The organism is Amycolatopsis sp. VS8301801F10 (genome assembly GCF_046195355.1).
In the GTDB taxonomy this organism is placed as follows: domain Bacteria; phylum Actinomycetota; class Actinomycetes; order Mycobacteriales; family Pseudonocardiaceae; genus Amycolatopsis.
On record NZ_CP176065.1, the window covers coordinates 7,397,470 to 7,418,993 of the forward strand.

18 protein-coding genes and 1 pseudogene are annotated in these 21,524 nt (G+C 70.8%); 13 read left to right on the top strand and 6 right to left on the bottom strand.

Annotated elements, in window-relative coordinates; genetic code table 11:
- Window positions 1-31: 31 nt before the first annotated feature.
- The gene (eno, locus tag F9C11_RS33925; protein WP_409181440.1) at window positions 32-1,306 is read right to left on the bottom strand and encodes a phosphopyruvate hydratase; all 1,275 of its coding nucleotides are present in this window, start codon (window positions 1,304-1,306) and stop codon (window positions 32-34) included.
- A gap of 428 nt (window positions 1,307-1,734) precedes the next feature.
- On the opposite strand from eno, the gene F9C11_RS33930 reads away from it, so the two are divergent.
- Window positions 1,735-3,141, top strand: a complete 1,407-nt coding sequence (locus F9C11_RS33930; protein WP_409181441.1) for a purple acid phosphatase family protein — start codon at window positions 1,735-1,737, stop codon at window positions 3,139-3,141.
- 142 nt (window positions 3,142-3,283) lie between these two features.
- Window positions 3,284-4,504 carry a cytochrome P450 family protein gene (locus F9C11_RS33935; protein WP_409181442.1) on the top strand — a complete coding sequence of 407 codons (1,221 nt, stop codon included), beginning with the start codon at window positions 3,284-3,286 and terminating at the stop codon, window positions 4,502-4,504.
- A gap of 253 nt (window positions 4,505-4,757) precedes the next feature.
- Here the strand turns inward: F9C11_RS33935 and F9C11_RS33940 are convergent, their stop codons facing one another.
- Window positions 4,758-5,852: a CaiB/BaiF CoA transferase family protein gene (locus F9C11_RS33940; protein ID WP_409181443.1), complete on the bottom strand. Its 1,095-nt coding sequence runs from the start codon at window positions 5,850-5,852 to the stop codon at window positions 4,758-4,760.
- A gap of 208 nt (window positions 5,853-6,060) precedes the next feature.
- On the opposite strand from F9C11_RS33940, the gene F9C11_RS33945 reads away from it, so the two are divergent.
- Window positions 6,061-6,576 carry an antitoxin gene (locus tag F9C11_RS33945; RefSeq protein WP_409181444.1) on the top strand — a complete coding sequence of 172 codons (516 nt, stop codon included), beginning with the start codon at window positions 6,061-6,063 and terminating at the stop codon, window positions 6,574-6,576.
- A gap of 701 nt (window positions 6,577-7,277) precedes the next feature.
- Here the strand turns inward: F9C11_RS33945 and F9C11_RS33950 are convergent.
- Window positions 7,278-7,910 carry a class I SAM-dependent DNA methyltransferase gene (locus F9C11_RS33950; protein WP_409181445.1) on the bottom strand — a complete coding sequence of 211 codons (633 nt, stop codon included), beginning with the start codon at window positions 7,908-7,910 and terminating at the stop codon, window positions 7,278-7,280.
- A 54-nt stretch (window positions 7,911-7,964) separates the two neighbouring features.
- On the opposite strand from F9C11_RS33950, the gene F9C11_RS33955 reads away from it, so the two are divergent.
- Entirely contained in the window at window positions 7,965-8,681 is a 717-nt protein-coding gene (locus tag F9C11_RS33955; protein WP_409181446.1) for a trehalase-like domain-containing protein, read from the top strand.
- Between the two features lie 2 nt (window positions 8,682-8,683).
- Here F9C11_RS33955 and F9C11_RS33960 read toward each other — a convergent pair whose 3' ends face one another.
- Entirely contained in the window at window positions 8,684-9,565 is an 882-nt protein-coding gene (locus tag F9C11_RS33960) for an ornithine cyclodeaminase family protein (RefSeq protein WP_409181447.1), read from the bottom strand.
- 93 nt (window positions 9,566-9,658) lie between these two features.
- On the opposite strand from F9C11_RS33960, the gene F9C11_RS33965 reads away from it, so the two are divergent.
- From F9C11_RS33965 to F9C11_RS33975, 3 genes are all read left to right on the top strand, one after another.
- A complete protein-coding gene (locus F9C11_RS33965; protein WP_409181448.1) occupies window positions 9,659-10,297 on the top strand; it encodes a GntR family transcriptional regulator in 639 nt (212 codons plus the stop codon).
- Window positions 10,294-11,511, top strand: coding sequence for an MFS transporter (locus F9C11_RS33970; protein WP_409181449.1), 1,218 nt, complete (start codon window positions 10,294-10,296; stop codon window positions 11,509-11,511). The genes F9C11_RS33965 and F9C11_RS33970 overlap by 4 nt, the downstream gene beginning before the upstream one ends.
- Before the next feature lie 243 nt (window positions 11,512-11,754).
- Entirely contained in the window at window positions 11,755-15,123 is a 3,369-nt protein-coding gene (locus F9C11_RS33975) for a S8 family serine peptidase (RefSeq protein WP_409181450.1), read from the top strand.
- A 44-nt stretch (window positions 15,124-15,167) separates the two neighbouring features.
- Here F9C11_RS33975 and F9C11_RS33980 read toward each other — a convergent pair whose 3' ends face one another.
- Both F9C11_RS33980 and F9C11_RS33985 read right to left on the bottom strand, forming a co-directional pair.
- Window positions 15,168-16,097 carry a LysR family transcriptional regulator gene (locus tag F9C11_RS33980; protein ID WP_409181451.1) on the bottom strand — a complete coding sequence of 310 codons (930 nt, stop codon included), beginning with the start codon at window positions 16,095-16,097 and terminating at the stop codon, window positions 15,168-15,170.
- Entirely contained in the window at window positions 16,073-17,026 is a 954-nt protein-coding gene (locus F9C11_RS33985; RefSeq protein ID WP_409181452.1) for a LysR family transcriptional regulator, read from the bottom strand. The genes F9C11_RS33980 and F9C11_RS33985 overlap by 25 nt, the downstream gene beginning before the upstream one ends.
- Window positions 17,027-17,251: 225 nt before the next feature.
- On the opposite strand from F9C11_RS33985, the gene F9C11_RS33990 reads away from it, so the two are divergent.
- The 6 genes and pseudogenes from F9C11_RS33990 to F9C11_RS34015 all read left to right on the top strand — a co-directional run bounded on the left by F9C11_RS33990 (window position 17,252) and on the right by F9C11_RS34015 (window position 21,318).
- Window positions 17,252-17,935 (top strand): tRNA-dependent cyclodipeptide synthase, encoded by a 684-nt coding sequence (locus F9C11_RS33990; RefSeq protein WP_409181453.1) that lies wholly within the window; start codon window positions 17,252-17,254, stop codon window positions 17,933-17,935.
- Window positions 17,936-18,072: 137 nt separating this feature from the next.
- A pseudogene (locus tag F9C11_RS33995) lies at window positions 18,073-19,065 on the top strand (purine-cytosine permease family protein); the annotation flags it as partial.
- Window positions 19,066-19,212: 147 nt separating this feature from the next.
- Window positions 19,213-19,614 (top strand): rhodanese-like domain-containing protein, encoded by a 402-nt coding sequence (locus F9C11_RS34000; protein WP_409187030.1) that lies wholly within the window; start codon window positions 19,213-19,215, stop codon window positions 19,612-19,614.
- 11 nt (window positions 19,615-19,625) lie between these two features.
- Window positions 19,626-20,096 (top strand): thioredoxin family protein, encoded by a 471-nt coding sequence (locus F9C11_RS34005; RefSeq protein WP_409181454.1) that lies wholly within the window; start codon window positions 19,626-19,628, stop codon window positions 20,094-20,096.
- 59 nt (window positions 20,097-20,155) lie between these two features.
- The gene (locus tag F9C11_RS34010) at window positions 20,156-21,235 is read left to right on the top strand and encodes a S8 family serine peptidase (RefSeq protein ID WP_409181455.1); all 1,080 of its coding nucleotides are present in this window, start codon (window positions 20,156-20,158) and stop codon (window positions 21,233-21,235) included.
- Window positions 21,190-21,318: a hypothetical protein gene (locus F9C11_RS34015; RefSeq protein WP_409181456.1), complete on the top strand. Its 129-nt coding sequence runs from the start codon at window positions 21,190-21,192 to the stop codon at window positions 21,316-21,318. Before F9C11_RS34010 ends, F9C11_RS34015 begins: the two co-directional genes overlap by 46 nt.
- Window positions 21,319-21,524 lie beyond the last annotated feature (206 nt).

Below are 21,524 nucleotides of genomic sequence, written 5' to 3' on the forward strand. Positions count from 1 at the left end.
CGGAAAAGCCCGGGCCGCCCTGAAGCCAAGCTCAGCGCAGGGTGTCCCAGCCCGCGTAGCGAGCCTCGGTGCCCAGCTCCTCCTCGATGCGGATCAGCTGGTTGTACTTCGCCGTGCGGTCGGACCGCGACAGCGAACCCGTCTTGATCTGGCCGCAGCCGGTCGCCACCGCGAGGTCGGCGATCGTCGTGTCCTCGGTTTCGCCCGAGCGGTGCGACATGACCGCCGAGTAACCCGCCTTGTGCGCGGTGTCGACGGCGGACAGCGTCTCGGTCAGGGTGCCGATCTGGTTGACCTTGATGAGGATCGAGTTGGCGATGCCGCGCTTGATGCCGTCGCGCAGGATCTCGACGTTCGTGCAGAACAGGTCGTCGCCGACGAGCTGCACGCGGTCGCCGATGCCGTCGGTCAGCTGCTTCCAGCCGGCGTAGTCGTCCTGGGCGAGACCGTCCTCGATCGAGACGATCGGGAAGCGCTCGGTCAGCTCGGTCAGGTACGCGACGTGCTCCTCGACGCTGCGCTTGCGGCCCTCGCCGGTGTAGTCGTAGACGCCGTCGCGGTAGAACTCCGACGCCGCCGGGTCCAGCAGCAGCGCGATGTCCTTGCCCGGCTCGTACCCGGTCTGCTCGATCGCGCGGACCACGAACTCGAGCGCCTCGTCGGCCGACCCCAGCTGCGGCGCGAACCCGCCCTCGTCGCCGACATTCGTGTTGTGTCCCGCGTCGTGCAGCGATTTCCGCAGCGTGTGGAACACCTCCGAGCCCATCCGCACGGCGTCGGCGAACGTCTCCGCGCCGACCGGGCCGATCATGAACTCCTGGAAGTCGATCGGGTTGTCCGCGTGCGCGCCGCCGTTGATGATGTTCATCATCGGCATCGGCAGCAGGTGCGCGTACACCCCGCCGACGTAGCGGTACAGCGGCAGCGTGTTCGCCGCGGCGGCCGCCTTCGCCACCGCCAGCGAGACCCCGAGCGTCGCGTTCGCGCCCAGCCGCGCCTTGTTCTCGGTGCCGTCGAGGGCGATCAGGGCGCGGTCGACGTCGGCCTGCGCCTCGGCCTCCATGCCGACCACGGCGTCGGCGATCTCGCCGTTGACCGCGTCGACCGCCTTGCGCACGCCCTTGCCGTGGAACCGCTTCGCGTCGCCGTCCCGCAGCTCAACGGCCTCGCGCGTGCCGGTGGACGCCCCGGACGGCACCGCCGCCCGGCCCGCCGACCCGTCCGCCAGCACCACGTCGACCTCGACCGTCGGGTTGCCCCGGCTGTCGAGCACCTCACGGCCCCGGACCCGGACGATGCCTGTCATAACGCTCCTCGGAGGTTCGAGCCGAAGCACTCAGCGCACGCTCCGTGAAGCGCTCCGGCAGCAACGCGGCACCACGGCGAGCCGCACGTCACCCCGGAGGCTAGCAGAACCCTTCTGAATCGATCCGGCGAAGCCTGGACGGTCCACTTCGGACAGTACGGAAACCTTTTTCCGGCAAAGGGAACGAACCGGAATAGGCCCGGACGACACTTCACATGCCGGACAGCCGCCGTTCATCGGCGGGCCGCGCCGCCCGCATAGCTTCGCATCCGCCTGGGGAGCCGGAGGAGGCCGCCGCCATGTCCAACGCCGTCAGCCGTCGAGGAGCATTAGGTCTCATGGGCGCAACCGCTGCCGTACCACTGCTCGGCACTGGTATGGCAACTGCCGCTCCGCTCATGCCAACTCGGGGCGGTGGTGCGACACCAGTGCAGGGTTTGCATCTCACCTTCGGCCGCGACCCGGCCCGGCAAATGGTGGTTTCGTGGCTCACCGACGGTCCGGTCCGCCGTCCCCGCGTCCTCTACGGCACGCTCGACGCCGGCTTCGGCTCGTACGCGCCCGCCGTCACGCGGACCTACCTCGACGGCGCTTCCAACCGCACGGTCTGGGTGCACCACGCCCAGATCGACCAGCTCTGCCCGAACACCGAGTACCTGTACCTCGCCCAGCACGACGGCGCGACGCCCGACGCGGGTACGTTCCGCACCGCGCCCAGCGGCCGTTCCGCGTTCACCTTCACCAGCTTCGGCGACCAGTCGGCGCCGCAGGTCACCTGGGATCTCAAGGGCGCGCCCGCGCTCGACTTCTTCTCCACCCCGGCCACGAAGGACATCGTCACCGGCATCGAGACCGTCGCGCCGCTGTTCCACCTGCTCAACGGCGACCTCTGCTACGCCAACCTCGACGTCGACCGCGTGCGCACCTGGAACAACTTCTTCGCCAACAACACCCGCTCGGCGCGGTACCGGCCGTGGATGCCCGCCGCGGGCAACCACGAGATCGAGAGGAAGAACGGCGCGCTCGGGATGGACGCCTACCAGGCGTACTTCCAGCTGCCCTCCACCGAAACCGACCCGGAACTCGCCGGTCTCTGGTACGGCTTCACCGTCGGCTCGGTGCGGGTGCTGGTGCTGCAGAACGACGACCACTGCCTGCAGGACGGCGGCGACATATATGTCAACGGCTATTCCGGCGGACGGCAGCTGGCCTGGCTGGAGAAAGAACTGGCCGCGGCCCGGGCGTCGCGCGACGTCGACTGGATCGTCGTCGCGATGCACCAGGTCATGATCAGCACGTCCGACGCGAACGGCGCCGACCTCGGCCTGCGCGAGAAGTACGGCCCGCTGTTCGACCGCTACGGCGTCGACCTGGTGCTCTGCGGGCACGAACACGACTACGAACGCTCCCTCGCCGTGCACGGCGTCGTCGCGGAAAGCGAAACGCTCACGCCGAATCCGGTGTCCGACGCGACCGACGACATCGACACCACGCACGGCACCGTGCACATGATTCTCGGCGGAGGCGGCGTTTCCGGCACCACCAACGGCAGCTTCTTCAAGGATGGCACCGGAAAGGTGCTGACCTCCGTCGCCGACAAGCAGGATCCGGCCACGGGCAAGCGGAAACCCGCTTACGTGCGCGAAAAAGCGGTGTGGAGCGCGGTGCGCGACCTCGACCACCCCTACGGATTCGCCGCGTTCACCGTCGACCCCGGGCACCGTCCGGGCGGAACGACGACCCTGCACGTGACCTACTACAACGTGAACAAGCCGACCGGCGAGCTGTCGGTGTTCGAGCGGTTTTCGCTGCACCGCAAGCGCTCCGACGGCTGACGTCAACCCCTGGTCCGGACCACCCCTCAACCGCGGCAGCGCGATCCTTAGCCGCGCTACGCTTGTCGCGGACCCGGCGGCCGCAACGGACACCTCCCCCATCGTCCGTCCATTGTGGACCATCGGGCCGCGAGGAGCGCCCATGGACCACGCCGTCACGCCCTTCGTGCTGGATCCGGCGGGGCCGGACGTGCACGGCGAGGGCGCCCGGCTTCGCGCCCGCGGACCGCTGACCGTGGTCGAACTGCCGGGCGGCGTGCTCGCCTGGTCGGTCACCAGCCTGCCGCTGCTGCGCGCCCTGCTCGCCGACCCGCGGGTGTCGAAGGACGCCCGGCGGCACTGGCCCGCCTACCGGGACGGCGAGATCTCCTCCGACTGGCCGCTGCACATCTGGGTTTCGGTGCGGAACATGTTCACCGCCTACGGCGAGGAGCACCGGCGGCTGCGTTCGCTGGTGTCCAAGGCTTTCGCGCCCGGCCGGATCGCCGCGCTGCGCCCGGTGGTCGCCGAGATCGCCGACCGCCTGCTCGCCGAGCTCGACGCCGGACCGGCGGAAACCGACCTGCGCGAACAGTACTGCTACCGCTTGCCGATCGAGGTGATCTGCCGGCTGGTCGGCGTCCCCGAACAAGCGCGGCCGGGCCTGCGCACCGCGGTGGCCGGGATCTTCGCGACGTCGGCGACCGCGGAGGAAGCGACCGCGAACGTCGAGCTGCTGTACGGAATTCTCGCCGACCTCGTCTCCCGGCGGCGCGCCGAGCCCGGCGACGACCTCGCCACCGCGCTCATCGCCGCCCGCGACTCCGACGGCTCCCGGCTCAGCGAAGAGGAACTCGTGGACACGCTGATCCTGGTGATCACCGCCGGCCACGAGACGACGGTCAACCTGCTCGACCAGGCCGTGACCGCGCTGCTGACCCATCCCGCGCAGCTGCGGCAGGTGCTGGACGGAACGCGCACCTGGACCGACGTCGTGGACGAGACTTTGCGCTGGCAGGCCCCGCTTTCGCACCTGCCGCTGCGGTTCGCGCTGGAGGACATCGAGGTCGCGGGCACGACCATCCGGGCGGGCGACCCGATCCTTCCGTCCTTCGGCCCGGCCGGCCGCGACGAGAACCACCACGGCCCGGACGCCGACGAGTTCGACCTGTCGCGGAAGGACAAGTCAGCGCTCGCGTTCGGCCACGGCGTGCATTATTGCCTCGGGGCGCAGCTCGCCCGGATGGAGGCGGAACTCGCGCTGCCGGCGTTGTTCGAACGGTTCCCGGGGCTGGCGCTGGCGGTGGCCGAGGAGAAGCTGGAGCCGGTGCCGTCGTTCATCACCAACGGGCATATGGAGCTGCCGGTGCGGTTGCGGGGTTAGGCGGGGCGGTTGCGCTGGTGGGCCGTGGTTTCTGGGGCTTGCTGGCTGGGCGTGGGCCGGCGTTCTCCGCGAGCGGCTGGTGCGGTCGCGAATTCGAGTGCTGCGGCTGGCAGGTCGCCGACCGACCGGGCCTGGGCCGTCGTTCGCCGCGTCCGGCTGATGCGGTCGCGAAGCCAAGGCGCTGCGACTGACAGGTCGCCGACCGGCCGGAACCGACGCCGTCCCCCGCCATGTCCCGCCGGTGCTGCGGAAGCTAGGCGCCCCAGTCGGCGAGGACCTTTTCCGTGTCCGCGCCCGGGACCGGCGGCGAGGACGGCACGTCCGGCGTGCTGCGCGAAAACCGCGGCGCCGGGGCGGGCTGGACGATGCCGTCCAGGGTGATCAGGCCGGACCGGGCGGCGATGTGCGGGTGCCGGGGCGCCTCGTCGGGGGCGAGGACGGGGGTGACGCACGCGTCGGTGCCGTCGAAGACTTCGGTCCATTCGTCGCGGGTCTTGGTCAGGAACGCGCGGGTGAAGGCGGCGCGGAGGGTGGGCCAGCCGGCGCGGTCGAGTTGCGGCGGGAGGTCTTCCGCGGCGAGGCCGAGGCCGTCCAAGAGCGCGGCGTAGAACTGCGGTTCCAGGGAGCCGACGGCGACGTAGCGGCCGTCCGCGCAGACGTAGGTGTCGTAGAACGGGGCGCCGCCGTCCAAGAGGTTGGTGCCGCGTTCGTCGGACCACGAGCCGAGGCCGCGCAAGGACCACATCATCTGGGCCAGCACGTTCGCGCCGTCGACCATCGCCGCGTCCACGACCTGGCCCCGTCCGGTCCGGGCGCACTCCCACAGCGCCGCGAGCACGCCCGCGATCAGGAACATCGAGCCGCCGCCGAAGTCGCCGACCAGGTTGAGCGGCGGGACCGGGCGTTCGCCCGCGCGGCCGATCGCGTGCAGCACGCCGGTGAGGCCGAGGTAGTTGATGTCGTGCCCGGCGCGCTGGGCGAGCGGGCCGTCCTGGCCCCAGCCGGTCATCCGGCCGTAGACCAGCCGGGGGTTGCACGCGAAACAGTCGTCCGGGCCGACGCCGAGCCGTTCGGTGACGCCCGGGCGCAGGCCTTCGATCAGCACGTCCGCCTTCGTCGCGAGGCGCAGGACGAGTTCGCGGCCTTCCGGGGTCTTGAGGTCGGCCGCGACCGAGCGGCGGCCGCGCAGCAGCGGGTCCGGCTTGCCGCCGGAGAGGTCGAGCGATCCGGAGGGCCGTTCCACGCGGACGACGTCCGCGCCCAGGTCGGCGAGCACCATGCACGCGTGCGGACCCGGCCCGATCCCGGCCAGCTCGACGACTTTCAGCCCGCTCAACGGTCCCGCCACGCGTCCTCCTCGGCTCCGGCGCCCTGCCGCGGCGACCCTACCGGCCGGTCGGGTCCGAGTCCGGGCGTGTGGGGTAACCCACCCGTGGCCCGACCCGGGCAGAACCGGCGCCGCGCCTCACCCGAACCGGGGACTGGCGTCTCGCCGTCCGGTCGGCCGGGTACCCGGCTGGTATCCATGTGTCACGAATAGATCAAGGAGGATTTCGATGAGCTTTTTCGACCAGGCGAAGGACAAGATCCAGGAATTCGCGGGCAACAACCCGGACAAAGTCGGCCAGGGCATCGACAAGGCCGCCGAATTCGCCGACGAGAAAACCGGCGGCAAGCACGGCGACCAGATCCGCCAGGGCGCGGACAAGCTGAAGGAGAACTTCGGCGGCGGCCAGCAAGGCGGCCAGGAACAGGGCGGCGGGCAGCCCGGGCAGCAGCAGGGCGGTTTCGGCCAGGGCGACCAGGGTGGTCAGGGCGGCTTTGACCAGGGCGGCCAAGGCGGCTTCCAGCAGGGCGGCCAGGGCGGTCAGCAGGGCGGCTTCGACCAGGGCGGCCAAGGCGGTTTCGACCAAGGCGGCCAGGGCGGTTTCGGCCAGGGCGAGCAGGGCGGCTTCCAGCAGGGCGGCCAGCAGCAGGGTTTCGACCAGGGCGGCGAGCAAGGCGGTTACGAGCAGCAGGGCGGTTACGACCAGGGCGGTCAGCAGGGCGAGCAGCAGTGGGGCAACCAGTAGCAGCGAAGGCGATCCCCGCCTGAGCGCTCGCGGTTCGCGCACCCCGGGAAGGCGCGCGAACCGCCCGCGGCGGCGACCTGCGAATCCCGGCCGCGGCGGGCAGCCAGCCCAGTCCGTCGAGAGAAGCAGGTCGAACGCCGCGGTCAAAGCGGATCGGCCGCGGCAACCGAGCTGCGGACGCAGGTCGAGCGCCACGCTCAGTCCGGACATCGGCCGCGACAGGCAAGCCCCGCGGTCCCAGGCATCGGCCGCGACAGGCGAGTTCCGGACGCAGGTCGAACACCGCGGTCAGGGCAGGCATCGGCCGCAACAGCCGAGCCTCGGAAACAGGTTGAGCGCCGTGGTCAGGGCAGGCATCAGCTGCGACAGCGAGCCGCGGACGCAGGTCGAGCACCGCAGTCAGTGCGAGCATCGGCCGCGACAGGCGGGATGCGGACGCAGGTTGAGCGCCGCAGTCAGTGCAGGCGTCGGCCGCGACAGCCGGGCCGCGGGTGCAGTCGGCGGAATCGGCCGGGACGCGAACAGTGCGACACGTGCCGATCCGGCGGCTGCCCGGCCGCTGCGATATTCATTCGGCAGCCTAAAACCCGGCCGCGTCCAGCGGGGCGGGGCGGTATTTTCCGCGCAGTTTCCGGCGTGTTCATCCGGTCAGCGCGAAAAATGCCGCCCCGTTTTCCCGGCGGACGGAACACGAATGTGTTTCAGCCGGGTTTGCGGGCGGAGATCAGCAGGTGCTCCTCCGGTTCCGCGCCCGGTTTGTCCGGTTCGAAGCGCTCCGTTCGGGTGCCGGTCACCTCCAGGCCTGCCGCTCGCACCCGGTCGGTCAGTGCGTCCGCTGGGAAGCTTGTCACCCGGATCGAGTGGCCGAGGAATTCGATCGGCACGTCCTCGATGTCGCCGGGTACGGTCACCAGCGCGAACCTTCCTCCCGGCGCCAGCCAGCCGGCGATGCGGCCGAGGACCTGCTCCGTCTCCGTCCTCGACAGCTGCACGAACGAGAAGAACGCGCACACCGCGTCCCACGTGCCCGGCGCGGTCTGCCATTCCCGCACGTCAGCCTGCACGAACTCGGCTCCGGGCACCTGCTCGCGGGCGATCCGCACCATCTTCCCCGACACGTCGATGCCGGTCACCCGATGTCCCGCGGCCGCCAGCTCCGCCGCGGCGGGGCGGCCGGTTCCGCTGCCGACGTCGAGCACCCGCGCCGACGGCGGCAGCACGTCGATCAGCTCCCGTACCGCCGCTTCCACGACCGGCCGGTGGCCGAACGCTTCCTCGTACTGGGCGCCGATCGCGTCGAACAGTTCCGCCGCGGTGGTCGGTTCCTCGGACATCCCGGTCTCCCCTCGCCGTCGAGGGCACCCAGGCTAGCCGCCCCGGAGCCGTTCGTGCCGCGTTCGCCGGGCGTCGAATGGTCGATCGCCTCCGACGGCCCGCAGGACACCGCGACCTCGAGCGTCCAGCCGACGCCGGAGCTGCCGTTGGCCCTCGAACTGCGGCACCACGGATCTCGCCGCGCCTGGACTGTCCGAAGTGGACCGCCCGGACCAGGCAGGCAGCTCGACGATGCGGAATCCGGCGACCACCGCGAAGTCCCCCAACCGACTGGATTGCCGAACTCGCTCCACCTTCCCGGCCGACCCACGCACCGAACACCGAGCCCTCAGCGACACCAAAACCGCCGACCACCGCGAGATTCCCCAACCGACCGGATTGCCGAAACTCACGCGACCTTCCCGGCCGACCCACGCACCGAACACCGAATCCAACCACCTCAACGACGCCGAGCCCACCGACCACCGCACGGCTCCCCAGCCGACCGGGTTGCCGAACTCGCCCCGCCTTCCCGGCGAACCCACACACCGCACACCGAGCCCAGCCACCTCAACGACACCGAAACCCGCCGACCACCGCGAAGTCCCCCAACCGACCGGATTGCCGAACTCGCGCGGCCTCCCGGCGGAGCCACCACGGCACTCACCGAGTCCGGGCTCCTCACCGACGCGCTCGCCCAGCAAACCGGTCACCCGAGCGGACCCGCCGCGAGCGGTGCGCTCGGGCCACGCACTGACCGCGTCCGGGTGAGCAGTCGCGTCTCACCGTGACATCACAGGGAAGCTTCGTAGACGGCCGCAGCGACTACCAGGTCTTCCCAAGCCATCCCGACGCTCTTGAACAGCCGCGGACCCGACGGCACCGCGAAACCCTGCGCCAATGTCGCGAGTGAAACCAGGTCCTCCGAGGCAAGCGCACCGGACTCCATTGCCTGCACTACCTCTCCCGCCTCGCGGGTAGCCGCGGCGATTCCTTCGACCACCACAGTGGACCGTCCAATGAGGACATCATCTACTTCCCGCGCATCGGGTTCGTGAGAGCCTACGGCGACGACGGTGGCGTGCTCGGGGACCTTCGCACCATCAAACACCGGCGTGCGCGACGACGTGCAGCAGGCGATCAGATCGGCGGACGACACGTCGTCGGCCGTGCCTGGCCGGGCGAATGGGTACTGCGCGGCGAAGGCTTGCGTACGCTCCGGATTCCGGCCGACTACCACCACCTCCCGCACCGGCCGCACCGCGCGGAGGGCTTCGATGTGGCTCTCTGCTTGCGGGCCGGTCCCGAACACCACCAGGCGTTCCGCGTCCGGCACCGCTAGCAGGTCCGCCGCCACCGCGGAGACCGCGGCGGTGCGCACCGACGTGAGGGCGACGCCGTCCAGGAGGGCCATGGGGGTGAGCGTCGGGCCGTCCAGCAGCAGGTAGTGGCCTTGGATTCGCGGCAGGCCCCGCGCGGGGTTGTCCGGAGCCACGGACGCGACCTTGACCCCGGCGTAGCGGTCCCAGAACGCGGGCATGAGCAGGAGCTGCCCGGAGGGCACGGGCACGACGGACCGCGGCGGGTCCTGGTCGGGGTCGAGGCCGCCGGTCAGGGCGGCGCGGAGGGCGGCAACGGCTTGGGGCACGGTCGGCCGGGCATCGAGGAGCAGCACCGCACGAGCATCCCACGCGACACCGACAAAACCGGCTGATCCGCAGGTCACAACAGCTTAGATACAAGCTGGGATGCATGCTAGCGTCTCAGCGTGAACGCGTTGAAACCCGCCGCCGACCGCGCTTACGAGCTCACCAAGGAACTGGTGCTCACCGGCGAACTGCCCGGCGGGCACCTGTTCAGCGAGGGCGAGATCGCCGAGCGCCTCGGGGTGAGCCGGACTCCGGTGCGCGAGGCGTTCCTGCGGCTGCAGGTCGAGGGGTTGCTGAACCTGATCCCGAAGCGCGGCGCGATCGTCGTGCCGATCACCCCGGGCGAGGCCGAGGACGTGCTCGAGGCCCGCGAGGCCGTCGAGAGCGCCGCGGTACAGCGGCTGGGGCGGCGTCCGGAGTTGATCCCCGCCGCGCTGGAGCAGCTGCGCGAGGTGCTGGACATCCAGCGGCGGCACGCGGAAGCGGGCGACGTGCCTGCGTTCGCGGAGGCCGACGCGCTGTTTCACCGCACAATCGTCGAGGCGGGCGGCAACGCGCTGCTGCTCAGCTTCTACGCCACCCTCGCCGACCGCCAGCGCCGGATGAACGTCCACGCGCTCGCGCCGATCCCGGCTCGCCTGCCGCAGGTCGTCGGCGAGCACGAAGAGCTTCTGCACATCATCGCGGAGGCCGAGACGAAGGCCGACACCTTCGCTCCGGCCCTGCGAGCCCACTTGGATTCGGTGCACCGTCGATGACTGCTACCACTCACCGCATTACCGGAACGCCCGGAACGACCGCCCGCCCGGCTTGGTTCCCGGCCGCCGCGGCGGTGTTCGCCTGCGGCTGGGGCGGCAACCAGTTCACCCCGCTGCTCGTGATGTACCACGCCGCGGGCTACTCCGCGTTCACCGTCGACGCCCTGCTCGGCGCGTACGTCGTCGGTCTCGTGCCGGGACTGCTGCTCTCCGGCGGACTGTCCAATCGGCACGGTCGCCGCCCGGTGATGTTCGCGGGCACCGCGTTGTCGCTGCTGGCGAGCGTCCTGCTGGCGCTCGGCCCGCTCGGCGTCGCGTGGATCGCCGCCGGCCGGTTCCTCTCCGGCATCGCGGTGGCGATCGCGATGGCCGTGGGTTCCACCTGGATCAAGGAACTCACCGACGCCGACCCGTACCGCGCGGCCGATCTGGGCACCCGGCGCGCGGCGTTGTGCCTCACGCTCGGCCTCGGCATCGGCCCGGGCATTGCCGGAGCGCTCGCGCAGTGGGGACCGTGGCCGATGGTCCTGCCCTATCTGGTCCACATCGGACTCGCGCTGGTCTCGCTGGCCGCGGTCGCGCGCAGTCCGGAAACACTCGCCGTCCGGACCGATTCGGTCCGCGCCGCGTTGCCCGCCGCCGCCCGGCATCCGCGCTTCCGCCGGGTGATCCTGCCTGCCGCACCGTGGATTTTCGGTTCCTGCGGCGTGGCGTACGCGATCCTGCCGCAGCTCGTCGAGCACCGGACCGGGTCGTGGGCGCTGGCCTACTCCACCTTGCTCACCGTCTGCGCGATCGGCGCGGGCGTCGGCATCCAGCCGATCGCCAAGCGCGTCGACCGCGCGACCAGCGCCCGGGCCGTGCTCACCGGGATGGTGGTGCTCTGCGCCGGCCTCGTCCTGAGCGTCTTCGCGGCGGCGCGGGAATCGCCGTGGCTCGCGCTCGGCGCGGCAGTCGTGCTGGGCGCCGCTTACGGCATCGTCGTCGTGTCCGGACTGCTCGAATTGCAACGGCTCGCCCGGCCGGGCGAAATCGCGGAACTGACCGGCGTGTACTACGCGCTGGCCTACGTCGGATTCCTCTTGCCGTCACTTTTAGCGGCCCTGAACGGAGTAGCGGGCTACCCGGTTCTGCTCGCCTGCGTCGCGCTGGCCGCCGTAGCGGGAACCCTTGTGGTGACCCGGCACTCGCGCCGGCACCTGCCCCAGGACTGAACGCGATTCCGGCAAACGGGACCGAATGCGCGGCCGCGCGGAAATTCGGTCCCGTTTGCCGGATTTGTTTCCCACTATTGTCGCTTGTGGATCGGGAAGGAACCGGAAAGAGTTCTGTTGCCGGGAAATCGAGCGCGGCGCGAATGCGCCCGATTTCGTCGGGGCCGGCAACTCACGAACCCTTCTAGCAGGAAGTGGGAACCGCACATGGGGCGTTCCTCGCGATCCGTTCGCGCCCTGGTCATGGCTGCGACCGGCAGCCTGGTACTGGCCGGGGCGACCCAGCCGGCGCGGGCTGCCGTACCAGCCGCGGCCGACTCCGCGCCGCAATCGGTGATCGTCGTCCTTTCCGACCAGCTGCCGAGCGCGCCGCCCACCAAGGCGGCCTCGGACACCCGCCGCGCCAAAGCCACCCAAGAACAGGATTCGGTGCTCGCCAAGCTCTCCGGCGCGGCACCGGCGAAGGTCAAGCATTTCGCGCTGGGCAACGCGTTTTCCGCCACCGTCACGCCCGCGCAGGCCGCGCAGCTCGCGCACGATCCGGCGGTCGCGCAGGTGCTGCCGGACAGCAAGGTGACGCTGCCGGACGCCAAACCGGGCGCACCGGCCGCCGCGCCCAAGGCAGGCGGGCCGGCCGCGCCGGGCGTGCCGAACGCGACCTGCCCGGCCGATCCGGCGAAACCGTTGCTGGAGCCCGAAGCGCTGACCTCGATCCGCGCGTACAGCACCACCGGCGGCAAGAGCGCGTCCGATCTGGCCAACGGCGCCGGGGTCAAGGTGGCGTTCCTCGCCGACAACATGGACCCGAACTACGCGGACTTCATCCGTCCGGACGGCAGCCATGTGTTCTCCGACTACCAGGACTTCTCCGGCGACGGCCCGAACACGACCGACGCCGGGGCCGAGGCGTTCGGCGACGCTTCCTCGATCGCCGCGCAGGGCGTGGTGGTGCACGACCTGTCGAAGTTCGTGAACGAAAAGCATCCGCTCCCGGCGGGCTGCAACATCGTCGTCAAGGGCGTCGCGCCGGGCGCGAGCCTGGTCGGCCTGAACGTCTTCGGCAAGACCGCCACGAACTCCGCGGTGCTGCAGGCGATCGACTACGCGGTGACGGTCGACCACGTCGACGTGCTCAACGAGTCGCTCGGCCTCAACCAGTACCCGGATTCCAGCTCCCGCAACCTGTTCCAGGTCTTCAACGACCAGGCCGTGGCAGCGGGCGTCACGGTCACCGCGTCCAGCGGCGACGCGGGCACCACGTCCACGATCGGCAGCCCGGCCACCGACCCGCTGGTGATCTCCACCGGCGCGACGACCGACAACCGGCTGTACGCGCAGACCGGTTACGCGGCTTTCGGCTTCTCCAACGGGAAGTGGGTGAGCGACAACATCTCCGCGCTGTCCTCGTCCGGCATCACGCAGAACGGCCGCACCATCGACCTCGTCGCGCCCGGCGAGGGCAACTGGGCCGACTGCTCCCCGGCGTACTCGGAATGCCGCAACTTCAACACCGTCCCGAAGCCGACCGACCTCGAATCCTTCGGCGGCACCAGCGAATCCGCCCCGCTGACCGCGGGTGTCGCCGCGCTGGTGATCCAGAGTTACCGCAATGCGCATCACGGTGCGTCGCCGTCGCCCGCGCAGGTGAAGCAGATCATCACCAGCACCGCGCGCGACCTCAACCTCCCGGCCGACGAGCAGGGCGCTGGCCTTCTCGACGCGCGCGCGGCGGTCGAAGCGGCGCTCACCGCTCCGGGTTCGACTGGGGCGCCGGCAGGCGTTTCCTCGAACATCACGCTGTCGGCCGACCAGCTGACGCTGGAAGGCGCGCCGGGCAGCACGCAGCAGGCGTCGGTGAACGTCACCAACTCGGGCGCCAAGCCGCTGACGGTCAGCACCGGCACGCGGACGTTCGTCCCGATGGGCACGCAGACGCAGACCACCGCGTTCGATTCGACCAAGCTGCCGACGTTCCCGTACTTCAACGGCACGAACTGGGCGTACCAGAAGGTCACGTTCTCCGTGCCGAACGGCGCGCAGCGGCTGCTGGCGCGGATGGCCTGGCAGGGCAGCCCGAAGACGGTCAACGGCCAGAGTGTCACCCCGGTGGTGCGGCTGACGCTGCTCGCGCCGGACGGCACCTTCGTCGCCAACAGCCGTCCGCAGGGCGGGGCCGCGACGGCGAACTACGCCAACGTGGACGTCACGCGCCCGGCCGCGGGCACCTGGACCGCGGTGCTGTACTCGGCGTCCGGACCGGCCGGCTACACCGGTGACGTCCAGCTGGCGACCACCGCGCAGCGAGCCGTCCCGTACGGCCAGGTGTCGCCGCAGATCCTGGAACTCAAGCCGGGCCAGACGAAGCCGGTGCACGTCGCGCTGCAGACTCCGGGCAGCGGCGGCGACGCGGACTATTCGATCACCTTCGGCAGCTCCGACGGCCACCAGACCTCCGTGTCGGCCGTGCTGCGCGCGCTGATCCCGACCAGGAACGGGCCGGGCGCGTTCAGCGGCACGATCACCGGCGGCAACGCCCGTGCCGTGTCGCCCGCGCAGACGTTCTCCTACGAATTCGACGTCCCGCGCGGCAAACGGGACCTCGACGTCGCGGTGAAACTGCAGGATCCGGGCACGCTGCTCGACGGCGTCCTGGTCGACCCGAACGGCGAGCTCGCCGACGTGAACAGCAACGCCTACCTCGATTCGGCCACCACGCTGAAGCAGGGCACCGGATTGCAGCTCGTCGACGCGAATCCGCTGCCGGGCCGCTGGCACCTCGTGCTCGTGGTGCAGAACCCGGTCACCGGCAAGCAGATCGACCAGCCGTTCACCGGAACCGTCGGCTTCGACCAGGTCTCGGCCAGCGCGCCCGCGCTGCCGCGGGCGGCGTCGCTCCCGGCGGGCAAGGCGGTGACCGTGCCGGTGACGGTGCGCAACACCGGCATCGAGCCGATCGCCATCGGCATCGACGCGCGCACCAACGCCCGGCAAACGCTGCAGCCGCAGCCGATCCAGGGTTCGACCGAGGTCGACCTGCCGGAGCTGAACACGAACGCGCCGGTGTACTCGATTCCGCCGGAGACGAGCAAGTTCACCGTCGCGACGTCCTCGACCGTGCCCGCGCAGGCGGAGATCCAGGGTTCGGCGGCGGGCATCGACGTGCTCGGCGACCTGAAGTCCGCGCAGAACGGCAGCACGGTGTCGGTCGCGGCGATCGGCGAGAAGACCGGGTATGTCACCAAGGGCGTCTGGTTCGCCGACGTGCAGGAGATCGGCCCGTTTGGCCCGGAAGGCGCGCCGGCCGGGCATTCGAGCTACACGGCGTCGATCCAGACCGCGGGCTTCGACGCCTCGGTGACGTCGTCGACCGGCGACCCGTACGGCCAGTCGGTGGACCCGAACGGCACCGGCGGCACGCCGCAGCTGGTGAAACCGGGCGAGACCGCGACCATCCTGGTGACGATCACGCCGTCGGGCGACCGCGGGCAGCAGGTGGCCGGGCACTTGAACATCGTGACCGTGCCGTCGCTGCCGACCGGGGCGACCGGCCTGCCGCAGGTCGGAACCGGTGAGGTGCTGGCGACTCTGCTGTACAGCTACCGCATCGGCTGACGGGTTTCCGTGAGGGCCGCTTCGGGTTTCTTCCGAAGCGGCCCTCACGCAGTTGTCAGAGCGCGAAGGTGCTCGGCATGCGCGCGCGTCATCGCCGCCCGCACGCGCGGGACGCAACCAGCGAGCGACCCGCCAGTCCAAGCCAGCACCAGCGTCGAATTCGTTGCCGCACAATGCAATGGCCGGTACGAGGTGTCCGGCATCGGGGTCGTCGGCAGAGCTGTCACCGACAGAATCCCGGCACCGTAGCCAAGACACAACGCCGCCCATTCGGTTTCCGCGTAGCACAGCCGCGGATCGGCGCCCGCGTCGGCGAAAGCCGCGAGCAAAGCGCGGGTCCGCGGCTGGTCCAGGGCAACGCAGCGCTGTCCGGACAGCGCGGCCGGGGTGAGCGAGTCCGGAACGCCGAGCGGATGCCGGTGCGGAATCCCGACCACCAGCGGTTCCGTGGCGATCGAAACCCATTCGAGAGCAGGGCGTTCCCGCACGGCGTCCTGCCGCAGCACGCCGAGGTCCAGTTCGTCGCGAAGCAGTGCTTCGGCCAGCTCCGCGGCCGATTCGCCGGTCCGGACCGCCAGTTCGGCGCCGGGATTGCGGCGGCCCACCTCGCGAATCAGCCGCGGCAGCACGGGCGTCGGCACCGAGCCGATCCGGATCTGGGCGGCGGGCCGGTCGAGGCCGGCGCGAGCGGCCGACAGCATCCGGTCGAACTGCGGCACCACCACCGCGGCGTGTTCGAGCAGGAGTTCGCCGGTCTCGGTGAACAGCTTCCCGGCCGGTTCCGCGGCCAGCAGAGCCGCCCCGATCATCCGTTCCAGCCGCCGGATCCGCGCCGCGAGCTTCGCCGGAGTGGTTCCGAGCGCGGCCGCGGCGGCCGGCACGCTGCCTGCCTCGGCGATCGCGACCAGCAGCTTCAGCTGCCGCAGCTCGAGGTCCGGACCGGTGCGGATCAGCTGGTCCGGGCGGTCAGCCACGGCAGTTCCCCGGGAATCGCGCGCGGGCCGTCGTAGCCGCCGCGGTCGTCGTGAAAGCCGTCGAGGACCAGGCCGGCCAGGAGACCGGCGCGCGCGGCGACCGGGCTGTCCTCGCGGTAGAGCAGAAAATGGCTGGTCCGCATCCGCAGATCGGCGACCGGCCGGTGCACCACCCCCGGAGCGAGCGGACGGGAGGCCTGGATGAGCGTGACGTCGCCCTGGTAGCGGACGATCTCGTCGCGCGGGCCGGAGACCGGCACGTAGTGCGCGATCACCGGGGCGAACCCGTACGGGCCGCAGACCCGGGCCAGGAACTCGCGGCAGCGGTCCGGCCCGGTCGAGGAGATCCACCGCTCGTGTTCCAGCTCGGCCAGGTCCACGGTGTGCCGGGCGGCGAGCGGATGCCAGTCCGGGAGCATCATCAGCAGCGGGTCCTCGGCGAGGTCGATCCGGCCGGTGTTCGCCGGGAGCGGCACCTCGCACTGTTCCGACAGCACGGCGAGGTCGAGTTCGCCGCGCCCGAACCAGACGAGCAGTTCGGCGGTCGACCCGGCGGTCCGGATCTCCGCCCGGTCGCCGAGCCCGGCCGTCTCCAGCGCGCGGAGCAACGGGCCGGACAGCACGGTCTGCGACCAGCCGACCCGCAGCGCGCCGGCCCGCTGGGCGCACTGCTGCGCGAGGGCGGGCCCGATCCGGGCGGCGCGCGCGAGGATCCCGTCCGCGTAGTCGAGGATCAGCCGCCCGAACGGCGTGGGCCGCACCCCGGCGCGGGCGCGTTCGAACAGCGGCCGGCCGAGCAGTTCCTCGATCCGGCGCAGCTCGCGGCTGAGCGCGGGCTGCGGCAGCACGAGTTCGGTGGCGGCGCGGTTGAGGCTGCCCGCTTTCGCGATCGCCTGGAGGTGGCGCAAATGCTTGAGTTCCAACTCCACGAAAGTCCACGATATGACGCTTTCGCGGGCGAGTGCACCGGCGAAAGTGTGGCGATCGCCCGACCAAAGTAGGAAATCCTCTTTCCGAACTCGCCACTTCGCCGTCCCGCGACGGCATAACCGGCAGGCATTACCCGGCCCGCTTCCGTCCCGGCACAGTGAGCGCACCGGTCCCGCCCCGCCGGGGAAACGCGGAATCGGGACGAGAAAAGGTGGAGGATTTCCATGTTCGACGCGACTCCGCTGTCTTCCGGCTGCGCCCGGCTGTACCCGGACGTCCGGCACGCCTGTGTCGGGGTGAGCCCGTTCAACGGCTATTTCACCGCGGAACGGCTGATCCGGCTCGCCGCGTGGACCGCGGACCACTTCGCCGAGTTCTGCTTCTTCGTCCCGGACGAGGTCACCGCCTACACGCTCGAAGCGCTCGGATACCCGCCGGCCAGGGCGAAACAGAAGGCGCACCGGCAGTCCTGCCACGTGCACAACAAGATCGCCGCCGCGCTGCGCGCGCTGGACGTGCCCGATCCGGAGAGCCGGATCCTCGGCATGGCCCGGCTGCGCGAACTGCCCGCCTATCGGCGGCTGCTGGCCGCGGCGGAAAACTGCTTCGAAACCGACCGCGCATTCCGTTCCGCCTGCTACGGCGCTTCCACCTGGGTGCTGCAGGGCCGGACCGGAAACGCGCCGGACGAGGAGGCGCTGCGCCTCGCGGTGCGCTACTTCCTCGCCGAACTCCCGTTGTTCGCCGGTTCCGGGCTGATCACCGGAAATCCGCGGTCGATGTTCGTCTACCACCAGCGGGTGCCGTTTCTGGAAAAGTTCTTCGCCCGCGAATTCTCCTTCCGGCCCGAACCCGGCCAGGGTTTCCTGGTCGTCGCCGAAGCCGCGCTGGAAGCGACCGGCCGATGAGCGGGCGCCACGACGACTATTCGCTGACCCGCGTCCCGGACTCCGCCCGCCGGTCCTGGCCCTCGGTCGCGGTGCAGCGGTTCGGGCAGGTGTCCTCGTTCCAGCAGTTCATCGTCGGCGCGCTGCTCGGCTACGGCATGACCTTCTGGAACGCGGTGCTGGCCATCACGATCGGGTCGGTGCTGCTGGAGGTCATCACCGTGCTGCTCGGCATCGCCGGGGTGCGCGAGGGGCTGTCCACCTCGGTGCTGGCCCGCTGGGCCGGGTTCGGCCGGAAGGGTTCCGCGCTGGTCGGCCTGCTGGTCGCGATCAGCCTCGCGGGCTGGTTCGGCGTGCAGAACGGGGTGTTCGCGCACGGGATGCACTCCTTCGGCGGCGCGCTGCCGGAATGGGGCTGGGCGCTGGTCGGCGGGCTGGCGATCACCGTGATCACCGTCTACGGCTTCCGCCTGATGGCCTGGACCGCCTACCTGACCGTGCCCGCTTTCCTGGTGCTGGCCGGGTATTCGGTGCTGGACGCGCTGCACACGCACTCGCTGGCGGCCTTGATCGCCGCTCCCCCGCCGGGACCGCCGCTGTCGCTCGGCGCGGCGACCACGCTGGTGTCCGGCGCGTTCATCCTCGGCGCGCTGATGACCCCGGACATGACGCGGTTCAACCGCACCCGCGGCGACGTGGTCAAGCAGACCGTGCTCAGCGTGACGCTCGGCGAGTACCTGATCGGGCTGATCGGCGTGCTGCTCGCGCACGCCGCCGCGACCTCGGACGTCGTCGGCATCGTCACGTCGTCCTCGGGACTGCTCGGCACCCTGGTGCTGGCCACCGCGATCCTCAAGATCAACGACTGGAACCTGTACTCCTCCTCGCTCGGCCTGGTCAACGTCGTGGACGTGCTGTTCGACCGGAAGGTCGGCCGGGTGCGCGTCGTGCTGGTGCTCGGGGTCTTCGGCACCGCGGCGTCGGCGCTCGGGATCGCGGACGACTTCGCCGGATTCCTGACCGCGGTCGGCGTGCTCGCGCCGCCGGTGGCCGGGGTGCTCATCGCGGAGTACTTCGTGCTTCGCCGGTGCCGTCCCGTTTTCGCCGCGCTGCGCCGCGGGCAGGCGGTCGCCGGCCGCGACTGGGCGCCGGCCGCGCTGGTCAGCTGGGCGCTGGGGACGGCGTTCGCGGTCGTCTTCGACTTCGGGATTCCCACGATCAACTCGGTGGTCGTGGCGTTCGTCAGTCACCTCGCGGCGGGCCTGCTGACCCGCCGCCGGAACCCGGGAGGAACCGGCATGCTGCCGCTGATCGGCCGCGAAGAGCTGAAAACCGCGATGGACGAGGGCACGGTGATCGTCGTCGACACCATGCCGCCCGACTACTACGCCCGCGAACACCTCCCCGGCGCCCGCAACATCCCGGGCTTCCCCTACGAGCAGGCCGCGCGGTTCACCGACGAGCACGCCCCGCGAGTGGTCCCGGACAAAACCGCGCCGATCGTCGTCTACTGCGCCAACACCCCTTGCCGCAACAGCGAATTCGTCGGCGCCCGGCTGCTCGAACTCGGCTACGCCGACGTCCGCAAGTACCGCGAAGGAATCGAAGACTGGGTCGCGGCCGGGCATCCCACCGAAACCGGCCCGGCCCCCGAGACCCCGGCGCGTCCCGCGCCGGTGCCGGTCAACCACCCCGAATAGAGGAGAGAACGATGGGAACCAGAATCCGGATGTTCGCGGCCGTCGCGGCGATGACGGCAGGCGTCCTCGGCGGCGCCGCGGCGGCCCCGGCGAACGCGGCGCCGGCCCCGGCGTCGTACGCCTCGCTGGCCCCGCAGGACGAGACCGTCGTCGACGTCACCTCGGCCAACTACGACCAGGTGATGGAGATGTCCAAGACCAAGCCGGTGGTGCTGGACTTCTACGCCAGCTGGTGCGGTCCCTGTCAGAAGATGGCCCCGTACCTGGAGAAATACCACGCGGCCGACAACGGCAAGTGGATCTGGGCGAAGGTGGACCTGAGCGAGCAGGGCCAGAACAAGGAGATCGCCGACAAGTACGGCATCGAGTACATCCCCACGCTGATCGACGTCTCAGGCGGCCAGGAGAAGGGCAGCCGGGTGGTCGGGTTCGACGAGGGCAGCGGCCCGGACGACCTGCGCACCTGGCTCAACAACCTCTGACCTCGCCCGAACGCCGCCGGGACTCCCCGGTCCCGGCGGCGGTCCCCGAAGGGATCACCATGAAACGCACCCCGAAAGCCGTCGTGCTGGCGGCGCTGCTCTGCCTCGCGGCCGGCAGCACCGCGCCCGCGGCGGTCGCCGACGACACCGCGGTGTACCTCGTGCGGCTCAAGCCGATGGACAAGGACAAGGACAAGGTCACCGCCGCCGCGAACGCGCTGATCGCCAAGTACGGCGGCACGCTGCGCCGGGTCTACTACTCGGTCTCGCAGGCGTTTTCCCTTTCGGCGACCCGGGAACAGCACGACAAGTACCTCACCGACGCGGCCGTCACCACGGTCGGGGCCAACCAGGTCTACACCGCGGCCGGGACCCAGGAAGACCCGCCTTCGTGGGGTCAGGACCGGATCGACCAGACGGACCTCCCGCTCGACGGCAGCTACACCTATCCGAACACCGCGGCGAACGTGCACGTGTACGTGCTCGACACCGGGGTGCGCACGAGCCACCACGACTTCGGCGGCCGCGCGCACGCCGCGTACGACGCGATCGACCCCGGCGACGACCAGAGCGGATCGGACTGCAACGGCCACGGCACGCAGGTCGCCGCTGCCATCGCCGGCCACCGCTACGGGGTCGCGAAAGAGGCTTCGATCGAGTCGGTGCGGACCCTCGGCTGCGACGGCACGGGCACCACCGAGGAGATTCTGTCCGCTTTGGACTGGGTGAACGTCCACGCGCAGCGCCCGGCCCTGCTGAACCTCAGCTTCTCCGGCCCCAGCGGGACAGTTCTCGACATCCAGCTCTACAAGATGACCCAGAACGGCCTCGCCTACACCGTCGCCGCGGGCAACGGTTCGGGCGGCGCCGGGGTGAACGCCTGCGACGTCACGCCCGCCCGGCAGACCACCGGGATCACCGTGGGAGCCACCGACCAGGCCGACCACCGGGTGCCGTCCTCGAATTTCGGCAGCTGCGTGGACCTTACGCGCCAGGCAAGGACATCCGGACGGCGGACAATGCCGACGATTGCGCGTCCAGCGTGGTTTCCGGGACGTCGCTCGCTTCGGCGGAGGCCGCCGGGGTCGCCGCGATGTTCCTGGCCGAGCATCCGGACGCCACTCCGGACGCGGTGCTGAAGGGCATGACCGACGCGGCCGCGAAGGACAAGGTCGTCGATCCCGGAGAAGGGTCGCACAACCTGCTGCTGCACACGACGTAACCGCGCGCGGCCGGGCCGGTCACCGCGACGCCAGGGGCCCCCACCTGGGCGGCGCGGCGCCGCCCGGCCGCATCTCCCCCGTTCGCCGGGCACTGCGCCGGACGCACTCCTGCGCCGCCCATCACACCGGCGGCCGAACCGCCCCGGCTCTCGTGGGCTCCACCGCACGGCTCCCTCCGCCGACACCCCCGCCAACGCCAGACACC

What these genes read in the sequence shown, in the direction of transcription:
- F9C11_RS33945 (WP_409181444.1), top strand. Translation starts at nt 6,061, where the DNA reads ATGAGCTTTTTCGACCAGGCGAAGGACAAGATCCAGGAATTCGCGGGC.
- eno (WP_409181440.1), bottom strand. Translation starts at nt 1,306, where the DNA reads ATGACAGGCATCGTCCGGGTCCGGGGCCGTGAGGTGCTCGACAGCCGG.
- F9C11_RS33975 (WP_409181450.1), top strand. Translation starts at nt 11,755, where the DNA reads ATGGCTGCGACCGGCAGCCTGGTACTGGCCGGGGCGACCCAGCCGGCG.
- F9C11_RS34015 (WP_409181456.1), top strand. Translation starts at nt 21,190, where the DNA reads ATGTTCCTGGCCGAGCATCCGGACGCCACTCCGGACGCGGTGCTGAAG.
- F9C11_RS33950 (WP_409181445.1), bottom strand. Translation starts at nt 7,910, where the DNA reads ATGTCCGAGGAACCGACCACCGCGGCGGAACTGTTCGACGCGATCGGC.
- F9C11_RS33990 (WP_409181453.1), top strand. Translation starts at nt 17,252, where the DNA reads ATGTTCGACGCGACTCCGCTGTCTTCCGGCTGCGCCCGGCTGTACCCG.
- F9C11_RS34000 (WP_409187030.1), top strand. Translation starts at nt 19,213, where the DNA reads ATGCTGCCGCTGATCGGCCGCGAAGAGCTGAAAACCGCGATGGACGAG.
- F9C11_RS33970 (WP_409181449.1), top strand. Translation starts at nt 10,294, where the DNA reads ATGACTGCTACCACTCACCGCATTACCGGAACGCCCGGAACGACCGCC.
- F9C11_RS33935 (WP_409181442.1), top strand. Translation starts at nt 3,284, where the DNA reads ATGGACCACGCCGTCACGCCCTTCGTGCTGGATCCGGCGGGGCCGGAC.
- F9C11_RS34010 (WP_409181455.1), top strand. Translation starts at nt 20,156, where the DNA reads ATGAAACGCACCCCGAAAGCCGTCGTGCTGGCGGCGCTGCTCTGCCTC.
- F9C11_RS34005 (WP_409181454.1), top strand. Translation starts at nt 19,626, where the DNA reads ATGGGAACCAGAATCCGGATGTTCGCGGCCGTCGCGGCGATGACGGCA.